Annotated in this window: 14 protein-coding genes; 11 read left to right on the forward strand and 3 right to left on the reverse strand. The window is 43.0% G+C overall.

Features of this window, described 5'->3' with window-relative positions; genetic code table 11:
* Positions 1-56: 56 nt before the first annotated feature.
* The 9 genes from A3KS_RS0107465 (at position 57) to galE (ending at position 9,653) form a co-directional block, all read left to right on the forward strand.
* The gene (locus A3KS_RS0107465) at positions 57-887 is read left to right on the forward strand and encodes a transporter substrate-binding domain-containing protein (protein ID WP_026394386.1); all 831 of its coding nucleotides are present in this window, start codon (positions 57-59) and stop codon (positions 885-887) included.
* Positions 888-1,210: 323 nt separating this feature from the next.
* A complete protein-coding gene (locus A3KS_RS0107470) occupies positions 1,211-1,873 on the forward strand; it encodes an amino acid ABC transporter permease (RefSeq protein WP_051355738.1) in 663 nt (220 codons plus the stop codon).
* A 10-nt stretch (positions 1,874-1,883) separates the two neighbouring features.
* Positions 1,884-2,642, forward strand: coding sequence for an amino acid ABC transporter ATP-binding protein (locus tag A3KS_RS0107475; protein WP_026394388.1), 759 nt, complete (start codon positions 1,884-1,886; stop codon positions 2,640-2,642).
* 101 nt (positions 2,643-2,743) lie between these two features.
* Positions 2,744-3,595, forward strand: coding sequence for a histidinol-phosphatase HisJ (gene hisJ, locus A3KS_RS0107480; RefSeq protein ID WP_026394389.1), 852 nt, complete (start codon positions 2,744-2,746; stop codon positions 3,593-3,595).
* A gap of 1 nt (position 3,596) precedes the next feature.
* Positions 3,597-4,175, forward strand: a complete 579-nt coding sequence (locus tag A3KS_RS0107485) for a helix-hairpin-helix domain-containing protein (RefSeq protein WP_026394390.1) — start codon at positions 3,597-3,599, stop codon at positions 4,173-4,175.
* Positions 4,176-4,298: 123 nt separating this feature from the next.
* Positions 4,299-4,937, forward strand: coding sequence for a helix-turn-helix transcriptional regulator (locus A3KS_RS0107490; RefSeq protein WP_026394391.1), 639 nt, complete (start codon positions 4,299-4,301; stop codon positions 4,935-4,937).
* Between the two features lie 12 nt (positions 4,938-4,949).
* The gene (locus A3KS_RS0107495; RefSeq protein WP_026394392.1) at positions 4,950-5,753 is read left to right on the forward strand and encodes a pyruvate, water dikinase regulatory protein; all 804 of its coding nucleotides are present in this window, start codon (positions 4,950-4,952) and stop codon (positions 5,751-5,753) included.
* Positions 5,754-5,758: 5 nt separating this feature from the next.
* Positions 5,759-8,404: a pyruvate, phosphate dikinase gene (gene ppdK / locus A3KS_RS0107500; protein WP_026394393.1), complete on the forward strand. Its 2,646-nt coding sequence runs from the start codon at positions 5,759-5,761 to the stop codon at positions 8,402-8,404.
* A gap of 259 nt (positions 8,405-8,663) precedes the next feature.
* Entirely contained in the window at positions 8,664-9,653 is a 990-nt protein-coding gene (gene galE, locus A3KS_RS0107505) for a UDP-glucose 4-epimerase GalE (RefSeq protein WP_026394394.1), read from the forward strand.
* A gap of 85 nt (positions 9,654-9,738) precedes the next feature.
* Here the strand turns inward: galE and A3KS_RS0107510 are convergent, their stop codons facing one another.
* The 3 genes from A3KS_RS0107510 to A3KS_RS20525 are packed head-to-tail and all read right to left on the reverse strand — an operon-like array spanning position 9,739 to position 11,691.
* Entirely contained in the window at positions 9,739-10,035 is a 297-nt protein-coding gene (locus tag A3KS_RS0107510) for an ArsR/SmtB family transcription factor (protein WP_026394395.1), read from the reverse strand.
* A 16-nt stretch (positions 10,036-10,051) separates the two neighbouring features.
* Positions 10,052-10,420 (reverse strand): rhodanese-like domain-containing protein, encoded by a 369-nt coding sequence (locus tag A3KS_RS24210; RefSeq protein WP_341349834.1) that lies wholly within the window; start codon positions 10,418-10,420, stop codon positions 10,052-10,054.
* A complete protein-coding gene (locus A3KS_RS20525) occupies positions 10,315-11,691 on the reverse strand; it encodes an FAD-dependent oxidoreductase (RefSeq protein ID WP_341349831.1) in 1,377 nt (458 codons plus the stop codon). Before A3KS_RS20525 ends, A3KS_RS24210 begins: the two co-directional genes overlap by 106 nt.
* A 352-nt stretch (positions 11,692-12,043) precedes the next feature.
* On the opposite strand from A3KS_RS20525, the gene A3KS_RS0107525 reads away from it, so the two are divergent.
* Entirely contained in the window at positions 12,044-12,772 is a 729-nt protein-coding gene (locus A3KS_RS0107525; protein WP_026394396.1) for an ABC transporter ATP-binding protein, read from the forward strand.
* A gap of 3 nt (positions 12,773-12,775) precedes the next feature.
* Positions 12,776-13,696, forward strand: coding sequence for a SufB/SufD family protein (locus tag A3KS_RS0107530; protein WP_026394397.1), 921 nt, complete (start codon positions 12,776-12,778; stop codon positions 13,694-13,696).
* Positions 13,697-13,734 lie beyond the last annotated feature (38 nt).

A 13,734-nucleotide genomic window follows, 5' to 3' on the forward strand; every position in this document is an offset into this window, starting at 1 on the left:
ATGTTTACAAAATAATATATAATTAACAACATTAGGAATTTAGAAAGGAGAAGACTATGAAAAGAAAATTATTAGGTCTATCACTGGTTGTTTTACTGTTATCGGCACTTGTTCTGACTGGCTGTTCCTCCGGAGGATCTAAAACATCAGAAGATGCTTTAGCGGATGGTGTGTTAAGCATTGGTGTGGATGATACTTATTTGCCAATGGAATTCAGAGATGATCAAAATGAATTAGTTGGTTTTGACATTGACTTTGCCAATGCCTTAGCTGAAGAATTAGGGGTTAAAGTGGAATTCCAGACAGTTGCCTGGGATGGTATTTTCAATGGCTTAAATGCTAAACAATACGATGCTATTATTTCCAGCACAAGTATTACCCCAGAACGTCTTGAAGGCTTCAGTATGACAGATCCTTACGTTGCCAACGGAATTGTAATTGTTTCAAGAAAAGACGCAACTCCAGTTAAAACTTTTAAAGAACTTGAAGGAAAAACCCTGGGTGCCCAAATTGAAACCACAGCCGATATTGCGGCAGAAAAATTAAAGGTTGAAGAAGGCGTCAATGTTGAAATCAAAAAATTTGACGGTATGTTAGATGCATTCGCAGCTCTTCAAGGCAAACAAATTGATAACGTCATTACTGATGTCGGGGTAGCGATGTACTACGTTGCTCAAAATCCTGACCTGTATGTTGTCAGTTCTGATGTCTTAACTAATGAACCAATCGGAATAACCTCCCGCTTAGCTGACACCGCCACAACTGAAAAGTTTAATGAAGCCATTAAAGCTTTACAGGAAAGCGGTAAAATGACAGAGATTTCGATGAAATGGTTTGGCGAAGATATGACAAAAGATATCGATACCAAACTGGTTGTCATTGAATAGGATTGTCAATAACTGAATAAATCAATGGAATAGGACTTGGTACAGTTTCTGTGACAAGTCCTGTTCATATGTTTACAGGGCGGAAGTGATCCGGATAAGTATTGCCAGATTATCCCTCTGTAACGCTAAATGAAGAAATCCACCCCGTGTGTTTCTGTGCATCGTGAGCAAATGTTCGTGAGGGTTGGAGACAAAGTAATTAAGCTGTTAATGTCTTTTTCAGTGATGTGTATGACTGCGTTTTTGCATGGTTGAAAAAGGTTTTGTCTGCAGTCTGACATGAGTCAGTGTTCAAATTTTTTAATGACGAAGGGAAGATCAACGTGTTAACTGAAATCCAATTATGGGCAATTTTTAACGGAACCATTGTAACGCTTGAAATTGCAATTGTAGCAATTGTTTTTGGTGCGATTTTCGGCGTAGTTGTTGCTCTTGGGAGACTCTCGAAAAGCAAGGTAGCCAATGCGCTATCCTGGTTTTATATCTGGTTTTTTAGAGGAACCCCATTATTGCTCCAATTATTTATTATTTATTATGCCATTCCAATTATATATCTGGATGCAACCGGCATTACATTCGAAATCAATCCGATGATTTGTGCTTTTGTGGCATTTTCTTTGAATGCGACAGCTTATCTGGCGGAGATTATTCGGGCGGCTATTGAATCCATCGATGGTGGTCAAATGGAAGCCTCAAAGGCGTTGGGAATGAGCTATCGCCAGGCGATGACAAAAATTATTATTCCTCAAACCTATAAACGGCTGGTAGCCCCCCTGGGAAACGAGCTGATCATGCTGTTAAAGGATACCTCGCTGGTATCTACAATCGCTTTATTTGATTTATTAAGAACCACGAAAACAATGGCAAGTGCAACCGGATCATGGATTTACTACATTTATGCAGCCGCCATTTATCTATTCTTAACAACTATTATCCAGGTAGTATTTGATAAGATGGAAAAGAAACTTGGAATTTACGAAAGATAGGGAAATGAATATGAGTATGGTAAAATTAGTGAACGTCCGAAAATCTTTTGGAGATTTGGAAGTGCTCAAGGGTGTTAATCTTGAGGTTCAGCAAGGCGAAGTAGTCTGTATAATTGGTGCCAGCGGCTCAGGAAAAAGTACCATGCTGCGTTGTCTTAATCAATTAGAACGGATTTCCGATGGCGAAATATATATTGAAGATGTCCTCACGGATAAACGTGCCAACGACAAAGATCTGATGAAGATTGATCCCGTCACGGTGCAGTCATTGTGTACCGAACTGGGAATGGTTTTTCAGAACTTTAATCTGTTTCCGCATCTGACGGTAATCGATAATGTCACCATTGCCCCCCTGATTGTAAAAAAAACCGATAAAAAAATAGCCGAAACCAGAGCCCTGGATCTGCTCAGTATGGTCGGTCTGTCTGAAAAAAAAGACGAATATCCCTCCCGTTTATCCGGTGGTCAGCAACAGCGGGTAGCGATTGCCAGAGCTCTGGCCATGGACCCCAAGATTATGATGTTTGATGAGCCGACATCAGCGCTGGATCCCGAACTGGTTGGGGAAGTCTTGGCAACGATGCGGCAGCTGGCTGAAAAAGGAATGACAATGCTCATTGTAACCCATGAGATTGGCTTTGCCCGGGAAGTGGCCGATCGGGTTATCTTTATGGATGGTGGCGTGATCTGTGAAGAGGGAACCCCCGAAGAAGTGCTTCTCAATCCTAAAGAAGAGCGGACCAAAAGCTTTCTTAATAAAATTTTATAAACATGCTTTAAAAAAATTGTCGTATTGGCAATTTTTTTTTATTTGCTTTACAATACATGTCATGATACAATCATCACATGCAAACTTTTGGAGGGATCAAAATGTTACTGGCAAATTATCACGTTCATTCAGATTATTGCGATGGCACCAATACCCTTGAAGAAATGGTACAAGCTGGAATTTCAGCGGGACTAACCAGTTTGGGTCTGTCAAGCCATTTTCCCCTGCCATTTGCTAATGACTGGACAATGAAAGAAGAGAATATCGAGAGTTATCTGGACGACATCAAAAATCTGAAAGAAAAGTATGCATCACAAATTGAACTTTACTGCGGCATGGAAATTGATTTTTTCATCGATCGTCAGGATATCAGCGATCTGGCCAAAGCCGTGTTACCCCGATTGGACTACACGATTATGTCCATTCATACCTTGGGAAAAACCACCGGCGATGATGTTTCCTACATTGATGAATCCCAGCAGGATTTTAAGCGGGGCATCGAAAAATATTATCAGGGAGACACGCAGGCTTTTATTAAGGATTATTACCAGGGCATTGAAAAGATGGTGGAGATCTTTGAACCTGATATCTTGGGGCATGTAGATTTAATCAAAAAATACAATCAGAACAACTATTTTTTTAATGAAAATGATAACTGGTATCAGGAAACGGTGCGAGCCTGCCTAGATGGCATCGCAAAAAAAACGACGCGACTGGAAATTAATACCGGCACGAATATGCGGATTCCCGGAGTGGGTCGTTACCCCTCTGATTGGATGGTACCAGAAATGAGAAAAAGAAATATTCCCATTACAATTGGTGGTGACAGCCACTCCGTTGCGGGAATTGTTTTCGAATATAACCAGGCAGAAGTGTATTTAGAAAAATGTGGCTATCACGAATATTGGGTACTAAAAAAAGGCCGATGGGAAGCACAGCCTCTGGGAGTGTAATATGGATAAGCTCGATCGCAATAAAATCCTGTACATTCTCATCGTGCTTGTTTTTTTGGGCGTTTTTTGGGGTTGGTATCATTTTAAAGAAAGTAATGAGGCAACACTACGGGTTGCCGATACCACCGCTGTAAAAGAGGCAGACGGCGAAAACAGCCAGGCCGGTGAGAGCCGAATAATGGTGCACATCACTGGTGCAGTCAACAAGCCTGGGGTCGTTTCACTAAATCAGGACGCCCGGCTGATCGAGGCCATTGAAATGGTTGGTGGATTGACAGAATCTGCTGATGTTAATTCCTTGAATCTGGCCAGAAAATTACAGGATGAAGAGAAAATTCATATCCCTGCTATTGGTGAGGTTTCACAAACAACGACCGCCAGTGAAAATACTAAAGTAAATATCAATACTGCCAGTCTGGAAGAACTGAAAAGCCTGCCGGGGGTTGGCGACGTCATTGCTCAGGGGATCATCGATTACCGCGAAAAGAATGGTGGATTTACACAATTGGACGAATTAAAGAATGTGACACGGATAGGTGATAAAATATATGATGGACTATCTGAATCAATAACGATATGAAAAAGGTTACATGCAAACAAAATGATAAAAAATTATCAATAGAGTTTAAAAAAATATTTTAACTGTTTACAATAGAACGATATGTGTTATACTTAATAAATCAAACAGTCAAAGGGGTTGAAGATGGAGTTATCAAATAGACAAAAAGAAATTATCGAAATTGTTAAGGAAAAGCAACCCGTAAAAAGCAATGAAATTTCGGAGCTGCTCAATATCAACCGGGCGACGATTCGCCCTGATCTTAAGATTTTGACGATGATGGGTATTTTAGAAGCAAAACGAAAAGTCGGCTATTATTATACGGGCCGATCATTGTTGCATATTTTGGGAAGCTATATCAAAACCATTAATGTCATGGACATCCAGACAGAGCCAACAGTTGTAGAGGAAACATCATCCATCTACGATGGTATTATTACCATGTTTACCAAAAATGCCGGAACCTTATACGTTGTTGACGGGAAATACCTTTCCGGGATCGTGTCCCGAAAGGACTTTATTAAGGCCATGATTGGAAGAAAAGAGGTAGAGTCGCTGCCGATTCCGATGATTATGACCCGGATGCCCAATATTATTTACCTGGAACCAACTGAATCTGTATATGATGCCGCTTATAAAACGATGTTTTATGAGGTCGAATCGCTGCCTGTTGTGACCAAAGAAATTGATGAAAAGGGCGCTTCGCGGTTAGTCCTGATTGGTAAGGTTTCACGAACAAATATTACCCGCTATGTGGTTAACATGGGAAAAAGTGTTGAATAATGAGGTTAAAACTTGAAGAGCATAGTAATTTTCGTCGTTTCAGATACGCCCACTGAAATTGGTGAGCTGCTGGTAAAAGCAGGGACCAGCGTATTTGAAAACTCCATCCGGGAAGTACGGTTTCATCCCTTTGTGGATGATAAGCTGAGTATTGACTACCTGTTGGATTTGGCAAAACAGGAAAACGGATTGGTCGTTTATCGTTTTGCGTCAATCGAATTAAAACATCATATGGAAACTGAAGCTAAAATTAAGGATGTTCCCATCTACGATGTGATGGGGTCACTGATGGAAACACTGCGCAGCATAACTGGTGAAGAACCGGTCAGGAACTTGAAGTCCAGTCGGGAACTGGATGACCATTACATAAAAAAAATTGAAGCCATTGAATTTGCTGTAAAGTATGATGATGGCAAGAACACTTCCGACCTCGATGAGGCGGATATTATTCTGATTGGGGTGTCAAGAACATCCAAAACACCAATCAGTATCTATTTGGCCAACAATAATTACAAGGTGGCCAACATTCCGTTAATGCCGGAGGTTGAACCACCGCAGGAATTATTCGAGATTTCAAAAAATAAAATATTTGGGCTGATCCTGGATCCAAACCATCTGGTCAATATCCGCTCAGAAAGAATCCGGGCCATGGGGCTTACCGGAACATCAAACTATGGAAGTTACGAAAGAGTTATGTTGGAGTTAGAAAAAGCACAACAGCTTTTCGATAAATTGGGGTGTACTGTCATTGACGTCACATCAAAAGCAATTGAAGAAATTGCAGCGATAATACTTGCAAATATAACGAGGAGGTAGAGGAAATGTCAAAAAAATGGGTTTATTTGTTTAAAGAAGGTAATGCAAACATGAAGGAGCTGCTGGGGGGAAAAGGTGCAAACCTTGCGGAAATGACAAACATCGGTTTGCCAGTTCCAGGAGGCTTTACTGTAACCACCGAGGCTTGTACTGAATATTACAATCAAGATAAAAAACTTTCCGATGAAATAGTCGGTCAAATTAATGACTACATGAGTGTTCTGGAAAAAGAATGCGACAAAGAATTTGGCAATGCCGATAATCCGTTGCTGGTTTCTGTTCGTTCGGGAGCCAAGTTTTCGATGCCAGGAATGATGGACACCATCCTGAATCTTGGACTCAACGATGAAACCGTGGCAGGAATTGCCAAAGCGACTGACAACGAACGGTTTGCCTTTGACAGCTACCGACGTTTTATTCAAATGTTTGGGGATGTTGTTCAGGAAATTGGTAAAGAAAAATTCGATCATGTTCTGGAAGCTGCTAAAGAAAAAAATGGCTATAAAGATGATACCGAACTGACTGCCGACGATCTCAAAGCAATTGTTGTTGCTTATAAAAAAATCGTCAAAGACGAAACCGGGGAAGATTTTCCCTTGGATCCCAAAGATCAATTATTGATGGCGATTGAAGCAGTATTCAGATCCTGGAATAATAATCGAGCCATCAGTTATCGAAATATGAATGATATTCCTCACGATATTGGTACCGCTGTCAATGTTCAATCGATGGTTTATGGAAACATGGGAAATGATTGCGGAACCGGGGTGGCTTTCACTCGAAATCCCGCCACCGGACAGAAAAAATTGTTTGGTGAATTCTTGATTAATGCCCAGGGCGAAGATGTTGTGGCTGGAATCCGGACTCCCAAGGATATTGATGAGCTGAAAGATATTATGCCAGCAGTTTACAAACAATTCCATGAAACCGCCGAATTGTTGGAAAAGCATTATAAAGATATGCAGGATATTGAGTTTACCATTGAAAAAAGCAAACTCTTTATGCTGCAAACCCGAACCGGTAAGCGTACAGCTGCTGCTGCGATCTGTGCTGCCGTGGAAATGGTCGAAGAAGGGCTGATCACAAAAGAAGAAGCCATTCTGCGACTGGATCCGATTGCCCTGGATCAATTGTTGCACCCGACTTTCGAAGCGGCCGCTTTAACAGCCGCCGAACTTCTGGCCACTGGTCTACCGGCTTCACCGGGAGCTGCCACTGGTAAAATTTACTTTACTGCCGAAGCAGTTTGCGCCGCTGTCGCTAATGGCGAAGAAACCCTACTAGTCAGAAAAGAAACATCCCCAGAAGATATTGAAGGGATGTACGCCGCCAATGGGATTTTAACCGCCCGAGGTGGAATGACCTCCCATGCAGCGGTTGTTGCTCGAGGAATGGGAAAATGCTGTGTGGCTGGATGCGAATCCATCAAGGTAGACGAGGCAGCTAAACAATTCACCGTCGGTAACCAAGTTTTCAAAGAGGGGGATTATATCTCTTTAAATGGAAGCACCGGCAGTGTTTACAAGGGCAGTATCAAAACCGTCACCCCAGAACTATCAGGACATTTTGGACAGATCATGGCCTGGTCCGATGAATTCAGAACCCTGAAAGTCCGAACCAATGCTGACACTCCCAAAGACGCCTCTGTGGCTGTCGGTTTCGGGGCGGAAGGGATTGGCTTGTGCCGGACCGAGCACATGTTTTTTGATGAGCATCGGCTACCCAGTGTTCGTCGGATGATTCTCTCCGAATCAAAAGAACAACGGGAAAAAGCCCTCGCTGAAATTCTGCCAATGCAGAAAGAAGATTTTATCGGCATTTATAAAGCGATGGAAGGCCGACCGGTTACCGTTCGTTTGCTTGATCCACCACTCCATGAGTTCCTGCCCAAAGAAACCAAAGATATCGAAGCCTTGGCAGTTGATATGGGTTTTGCAGTGGAAGATATGCTGACCATTATTCAGGGATTGGAAGAATTCAACCCAATGCTGGGTCATCGTGGTTGTCGTCTGGCCATTACTTATCCTGAAATTGCCGAAATGCAGACTCGGGCCATTATGGAAGCAGCTATTGAAGTCAAAGAGAAATATGGCTTCAATGTAATCCCTGAAATTATGATTCCCTTAATTGGCATTAATGAAGAATTAACCTACCTGGATAAGGTGGTAAGAAATACAGCTGAAGTGATTCGGGATGAGAAAAAATCGGATATTGAATACCTGGTGGGGACCATGATGGAAATCCCCCGGGCGACTCTGATTGCCGATCAAATTGCTGAAACCGCCGAATTCTTCTCCTTTGGCACCAATGACCTGACTCAAATGACCTATGGTTTCTCTCGTGATGATGCCGGTAAGTTTATTACTGACTATAAAGAAAAAGGTATTCTGCCAAATGACCCATTCCAGAGCATTGACGTCGAAGGCGTTGGTAAGCTGGTTGAAATGGGTGTGACCTTGGGTCGTAAAACCAAGCCTGATCTTAAAATTGGGGTTTGCGGTGAACACGGCGGCGATCCTAAATCGATTTTCTTCTTCCACAGTGTTGGCTTGAGCTATGTTTCCTGCTCACCATTCCGGGTGCCAATCGCCCGTCTGGCAGCAGCGCAGGCTGCTTTAAGCAACAATAAAAGCGCCTTCACCGATAAATAAATCGCAAGAAACCCTTCGAGGTTTCTGAGGTTGTCGCTAAACTACCGTACCGACCAATTGTTAATCTGTTGTTCTCCGCGGAATCGGACAGGCTCTGCCGTGTCCGCTCCGATGCGTACAACATGATGTAACAATTGTCGGTACTAGGTTGTCTTTTTGACAGTTTGAGAAACCCTTCGGGGTTTCTTTTTTTTCGAAAAAGATCTATAATAAAGAGACGTTAAGGATTAAATAATAAAAATAGAAATAGAGGAACATGATGAAAATTTTAGTATGTGGCGGCGCCGGGTATATTGGATCACATGTGGTCAGGGTGCTGGTGGAGCGGGGCTATGAGGTGGTGGTGCTGGATAACTTCTCTACTGGACACCCGGGAGCGGTACCTGACGAGGCAGTGATTGTAGAAGGTGATATCCGGGATCAGGATTTTCTCGGCCAGGTTTTTGAGAACCACCAGATTGACTGTGTCATGCATTTTTGTGCCAATTCCCTGGTGGGAGAGTCGATGGAGCAACCGATCAAATATTACCATAACAATGTTTATGGCACCCTTTGTCTGCTGGAAACAATGGTGGCACATGGGGTTAAACGTTTTGTTTTCTCGTCCACCGCAGCTGTATACGGGGAACCGGAGGAAAGTCCGATAACGGAAGACAGTAGCAAAAATCCCACCAATACCTATGGTGAGACAAAACTGGCGGTCGAAAAAATGCTGCCGTGGATGGATCAGGCCTATGGTTTAAAATCGATGACCTTCCGTTATTTTAATGCCGCGGGGGCCCATCCCAGCGGAGAAATCGGCGAAGATCACAATCCCGAAACCCATTTGATCCCGTTGATTTTAAAAACCGCCCTGGGTCAGCGCGATAAAATCAGTATTTTCGGCGAAGACTATCCTACTCCTGACGGCAGTTGCATCCGGGATTATATTCATGTCATGGATATTGCCTCGGCCCATATTTTAGGGATGGAAAAACTACTGGCCGGGGCCGAAAGCGATGTATATAATTTGGGCGACGGCAAAGGTTTTTCTGTCAAAGAAGTCATTGCCAAAACAAAAGTGCTGACCGAAAAAGTCTTTGCTGTAGAAGTCACCGCCCGCAGAGTCGGAGATCCGGCTGAACTGATTGCTTCTTCTCAAAAAGCCCAGCAGAAATTGGGCTGGACTCCAGTCTATTCAGATTTAGGTGAGATCATAAAAACAGCCTGGAAGTGGCATCAAAACCACCCCCAAGGCTATGGCGAATAAAATATTGTTAAGCATGTAGAATAGTCAATAGATTAATAATTGATCGCGATAATTAGTTTCAGAGCGGTTAAAGATAAAAAATAAGTTAGAATTCCAGGGTGCTGAAATACTCGGCTGCCGTTAGATCCATGGCAGCGAGCAGTTTTTCAATGCCCTTTAATTTTACTGAATAGTGCATTTCCACACCGATTTTGCGGTTTTCGAGAATCCCGGCTTCCCGAAGTATTTTCAGGTGTTGGGACAGGTTGGCCTGGCTGTAGTCAAATAACTGATTCAGGACGCATACACACTGGGGTTCAATTAAAAGAAATTTTACGATTTGTAAGCGAACCGGATGTCCCAACGCTTTGAAGATTTTTACTGAAACATCATCAGCATTCATAATTGCCTCTTTTCTGTTAATCTTCTTTGGTGGCATCATAAAACTGAAAGCCCCCGGAGAGATTAAATACGTTTTTAAAGTCATGGTTAAGTAAAATGTTCTGGGTTGCATTACCGGTGACGCCCTTATTGCAATAGGTAATCACTGGTTGGGTCTGATCGAGTAGCGCCAGTTTGTTGCGCAGATCCTGATGGGGAATGTTTTGCGCTTCCGGCAGATGACCGGCAGCGTATTGTTCAGTTATCCGGGTATCAATAATTTGATAAGTTTCCCCATTATTCAGTTTTTTTTTAAGTCCTCGGGAGTGATCAGTTTTCGCCCTTTGTTCAGGGCGTTGTCCAGGATCATCCCGGTATAGTGAACCGGATCCTTGGTCGTTGAAAATGGTGGGGCATAAGCCAAATCCAGATTAAAGATTTCAGCCACGGTGGCGCCATAGGTAATCAGGGTGACAAAGACATCCAGTCGCTTGTCAACTCCTTCATAGCCGATGATCTGAACCCCCAGGAGTTTTTCGGTGGCCCGGTCGGCAATGGCTTTGATCAGCATTTCTTGCCCGCCATAATAGCCCGGCTTATCGGGTTTGATATTATGAGCAATCTCGACATCATAACCTTGGCTGCGGGCTTCCGATTCCGATAAACCGGTACTACCGATGCTGATATCAAAGACCTTAAAGATACCGGTACTCAGATTGCCCGGGTAAAGCACATCGCCCCCGGTAATATTATCACCACAGATGCGACCGGTTTTATTGGCAGTAGAGCCCAGCGGCCGGTAATGGGGTTTTTTAGTGACCGTCGACCAGGTCTCAATGCAGTCGCCACAGGCATAAATATCGGTATCGATGGTCATCATCCGCTCATCAACCCGAATGGCTCCGGTAACTCCCAGCAGTAAGCCAGCTTCCCGGGCCAGGGTTACATTGGGTTTTACACCGGTGGCCACAATGATCATTTCGCCCGGGATCAGCGTACCATTTTCCAGAACGACACCCTGGCTGGTGGCTTCAACGACATTGGCGTTTTTTAGAATGGGTATTTCTTTTTTGCTCAACAGTTTTTCAAGATATAAAGACATATCTTCGTCAAGGTTGGGGGTCAGTTTACCAGCCCGTTCAACCAGCGTTACCTTAATGCCACATTCGATCAGATTTTCCATCACTTCAAAGCCAATAAAGCCGGTTCCGACAACCACGGCGGTTTTAGGATGCTGACTGTTCATAAAGGCTTTGATTTTTACGGCATTTTGAACATTTCTAAGAAAAAAGACATTATCTAAATCAATTCCCTTTATTGGTGGAACAAAAGCTTGGGCACCAGTACTGAGAATCAGTTTGTCATAGGGATCTTCAAAAACGGCTCCAGATTGTAGATTTTTAACCACGACCGTTTTACCCGGAGTATTAATCTTTAAGACCTCATGGCGGATACGCACGTCAATATTGTATTTGGATTTAAAAAATTCAGGCGTTCGGGGGGTCAAGGCCATGATCGATGGGACTTTTCCGCCAATAAAATAAGGAAGCCCGCACCCGGAATAAGAAATATCCTGATCTTTTTCATAGATAATAATTTCGGCCGAGTCATCATTTCGTCGGGCTTTGGCTGCCGCCGAGGTTCCTCCGGCTACTGCTCCTATGACTATAATTTTCATGGTTTTCTCCTTTATTTTAAATCAGACTGTCGACAGCAGGCAGAAAGATAAAGCGCGTGCCTGAAAATAACGTTAACTACATTATAATCAATCAATGATTCAAAAGCAATGAAGATTTAGGGAATCGGGTTGCGAATCGCAGTAAGAAAAATCGGCTCAGGGGTAATTTATGGCTTTGTCGATGGCAGTGAAAATTTACCCCATGAAATCAGTTTCAATGAATATAAAAAGTGATAAAATAGTGAGGCTGAGAAAACTAGGTAATAGTAGCCGCTTTGTGTTTCAATTTAAAAAAAAATTGGTATAATAAAAAGAGCAGCAAAACTTTGAAAAGAACAGATGAGGAGAAAAAATGTTAAAACTCGAAAATATTTCGTTTGAAGTCGAAAATGAAAAAGAAATTTTGAAAGATGTTAATTTAACCATCGAAAAAGGTAAATTTATCGCCATAACTGGTCCAAACGGCGGTGGGAAATCAACTCTGGCCCGAATTATTTCCGGAGTATTGAAACCCACAAAAGGTAAGATTACTTTTTATGGCGAAGATATAACCAATTTATCGATCACTGAACGGGCCCAAAGAGGGATCAGCTTCGGCTTTCAGCAACCCGTGCGGTTTAAGGGAATCACTGTCCATGATCTGGTCAACATTGCCAAGGGTGAGGACCTGTCAGTAATGGAGGCCAGCCACTATCTGTCTGAGGTTGGTCTTTGTGCCAAGGATTATATCCATCGAGAGCTTAATGATGGCTTATCAGGTGGGGAAATCAAGCGGATCGAAATTGCCACCATCATTGCCCGAAATACGAAACTGTCAATTTTTGATGAACCGGAGGCCGGTATTGATTTGTGGAGCTTTAATCACCTCATTGATATTTTTATGAAAATGCATCAGAGCAAGGAAAATTCCATCATCATCATTTCCCATCAGGAACGGATTTTAGACGTTGCCGATGAAATCATTGCCATGGTTGATGGTGCTATTGTCAAGCGAGGCGCCAAAGAAAGCGTATTGCCGGAGCTCCTGCATTGTGAAGATCCGAAAAACTGTTTAAACTGTCAAGATATATTGGAGGCATAAGGAATGAACGACATTGCAAAAAAATTATTAAAAGAAGTCAGTGGTTTGGATGAAATGCCAAAAGGGGCCTATAATATTCGCGAAAATAGCAAAAGTGTGGCCAGACAGTCAAGCGAAAACATCGAGATCGTCAGCAAAGAGGACAAATCCGGCATCGATATTATTGTTAAACCCGATACAAAATCAGAAAACGTCTTTATTCCGGCGCTCGTTTCATGTAGCGGGGTTCATGATCTGGTCTATAACGATTTTTTTATTGGCGAAAATGCTGATATCACCATTATTGCCGGCTGCGGCGTCAGTACCGGGGACAGCTGTGACGGATCGGAGCATAATGGAATTCATCGTTTCTTTTTGGGAAAAAATTCAAAGGTTCGTTACGTTGAAAAACACATCGGTGAAGGAACGGGTACCGGTAAACGGGTTATCGATCCGGTCACCGAGGTGATACAGGAAGAGGGCAGCTACATGGAAATGGAAACAACCCAGATCAAAGGGGTTGATTCCACCCGACGCTTTACCACCGCCAAACTTAAAGATGGGGCAAAGCTGGTTATCAAAGAAAAACTGATGACCCATGGTGAACAATTTGCCGAATCCAAGTTTGAGGTGGACATGGATGGGGAGGATTCCAGTGTTAACCTGATTTCCCGCTCCGTCGCCCGGGATTATTCGCGACAGACCTTTATTTCTAAAATTAACGGCAATACCCGCTGTATGGGTCACTCCGAGTGTGATGCGATCATCATGGACCATGGCGTCGTCAGTGCGATTCCCGAAATAACGGCCAATAGTCTCGATGCCACCCTGATTCATGAGGCGGCGATCGGAAAAATTGCCGGCGACCAGATGATTAAGCTGATGACTTTGGGTTTGACCGAAGGGGAAGCTGAAGCAAAAATTATTGATGGCTTTTTAAATTAATCGATTCCGGAACTGAGAACTTCTGATTGCTTTTATCA

The sequence above is a fragment of the Acetobacterium malicum subsp. dehalogenans DSM 11527 genome (assembly GCF_000472665.1).
Lineage (GTDB): Bacteria > Bacillota > Clostridia > Eubacteriales > Eubacteriaceae > Acetobacterium > Acetobacterium malicum.

What these genes read in the sequence shown, in the direction of transcription:
- A3KS_RS0107465 (WP_026394386.1), top strand. Translation starts at nt 57, where the DNA reads ATGAAAAGAAAATTATTAGGTCTATCACTGGTTGTTTTACTGTTATCG.
- A3KS_RS0107475 (WP_026394388.1), top strand. Translation starts at nt 1,884, where the DNA reads ATGAGTATGGTAAAATTAGTGAACGTCCGAAAATCTTTTGGAGATTTG.
- hisJ (WP_026394389.1), top strand. Translation starts at nt 2,744, where the DNA reads ATGTTACTGGCAAATTATCACGTTCATTCAGATTATTGCGATGGCACC.
- A3KS_RS0107485 (WP_026394390.1), top strand. Translation starts at nt 3,597, where the DNA reads ATGGATAAGCTCGATCGCAATAAAATCCTGTACATTCTCATCGTGCTT.
- A3KS_RS0107490 (WP_026394391.1), top strand. Translation starts at nt 4,299, where the DNA reads ATGGAGTTATCAAATAGACAAAAAGAAATTATCGAAATTGTTAAGGAA.
- ppdK (WP_026394393.1), top strand. Translation starts at nt 5,759, where the DNA reads ATGTCAAAAAAATGGGTTTATTTGTTTAAAGAAGGTAATGCAAACATG.
- galE (WP_026394394.1), top strand. Translation starts at nt 8,664, where the DNA reads ATGAAAATTTTAGTATGTGGCGGCGCCGGGTATATTGGATCACATGTG.
- A3KS_RS0107510 (WP_026394395.1), bottom strand. Translation starts at nt 10,035, where the DNA reads ATGAATGCTGATGATGTTTCAGTAAAAATCTTCAAAGCGTTGGGACAT.
- A3KS_RS20525 (WP_341349831.1), bottom strand. Translation starts at nt 11,691, where the DNA reads ATGAAAATTATAGTCATAGGAGCAGTAGCCGGAGGAACCTCGGCGGCA.
- A3KS_RS0107525 (WP_026394396.1), top strand. Translation starts at nt 12,044, where the DNA reads ATGTTAAAACTCGAAAATATTTCGTTTGAAGTCGAAAATGAAAAAGAA.
- A3KS_RS0107530 (WP_026394397.1), top strand. Translation starts at nt 12,776, where the DNA reads ATGAACGACATTGCAAAAAAATTATTAAAAGAAGTCAGTGGTTTGGAT.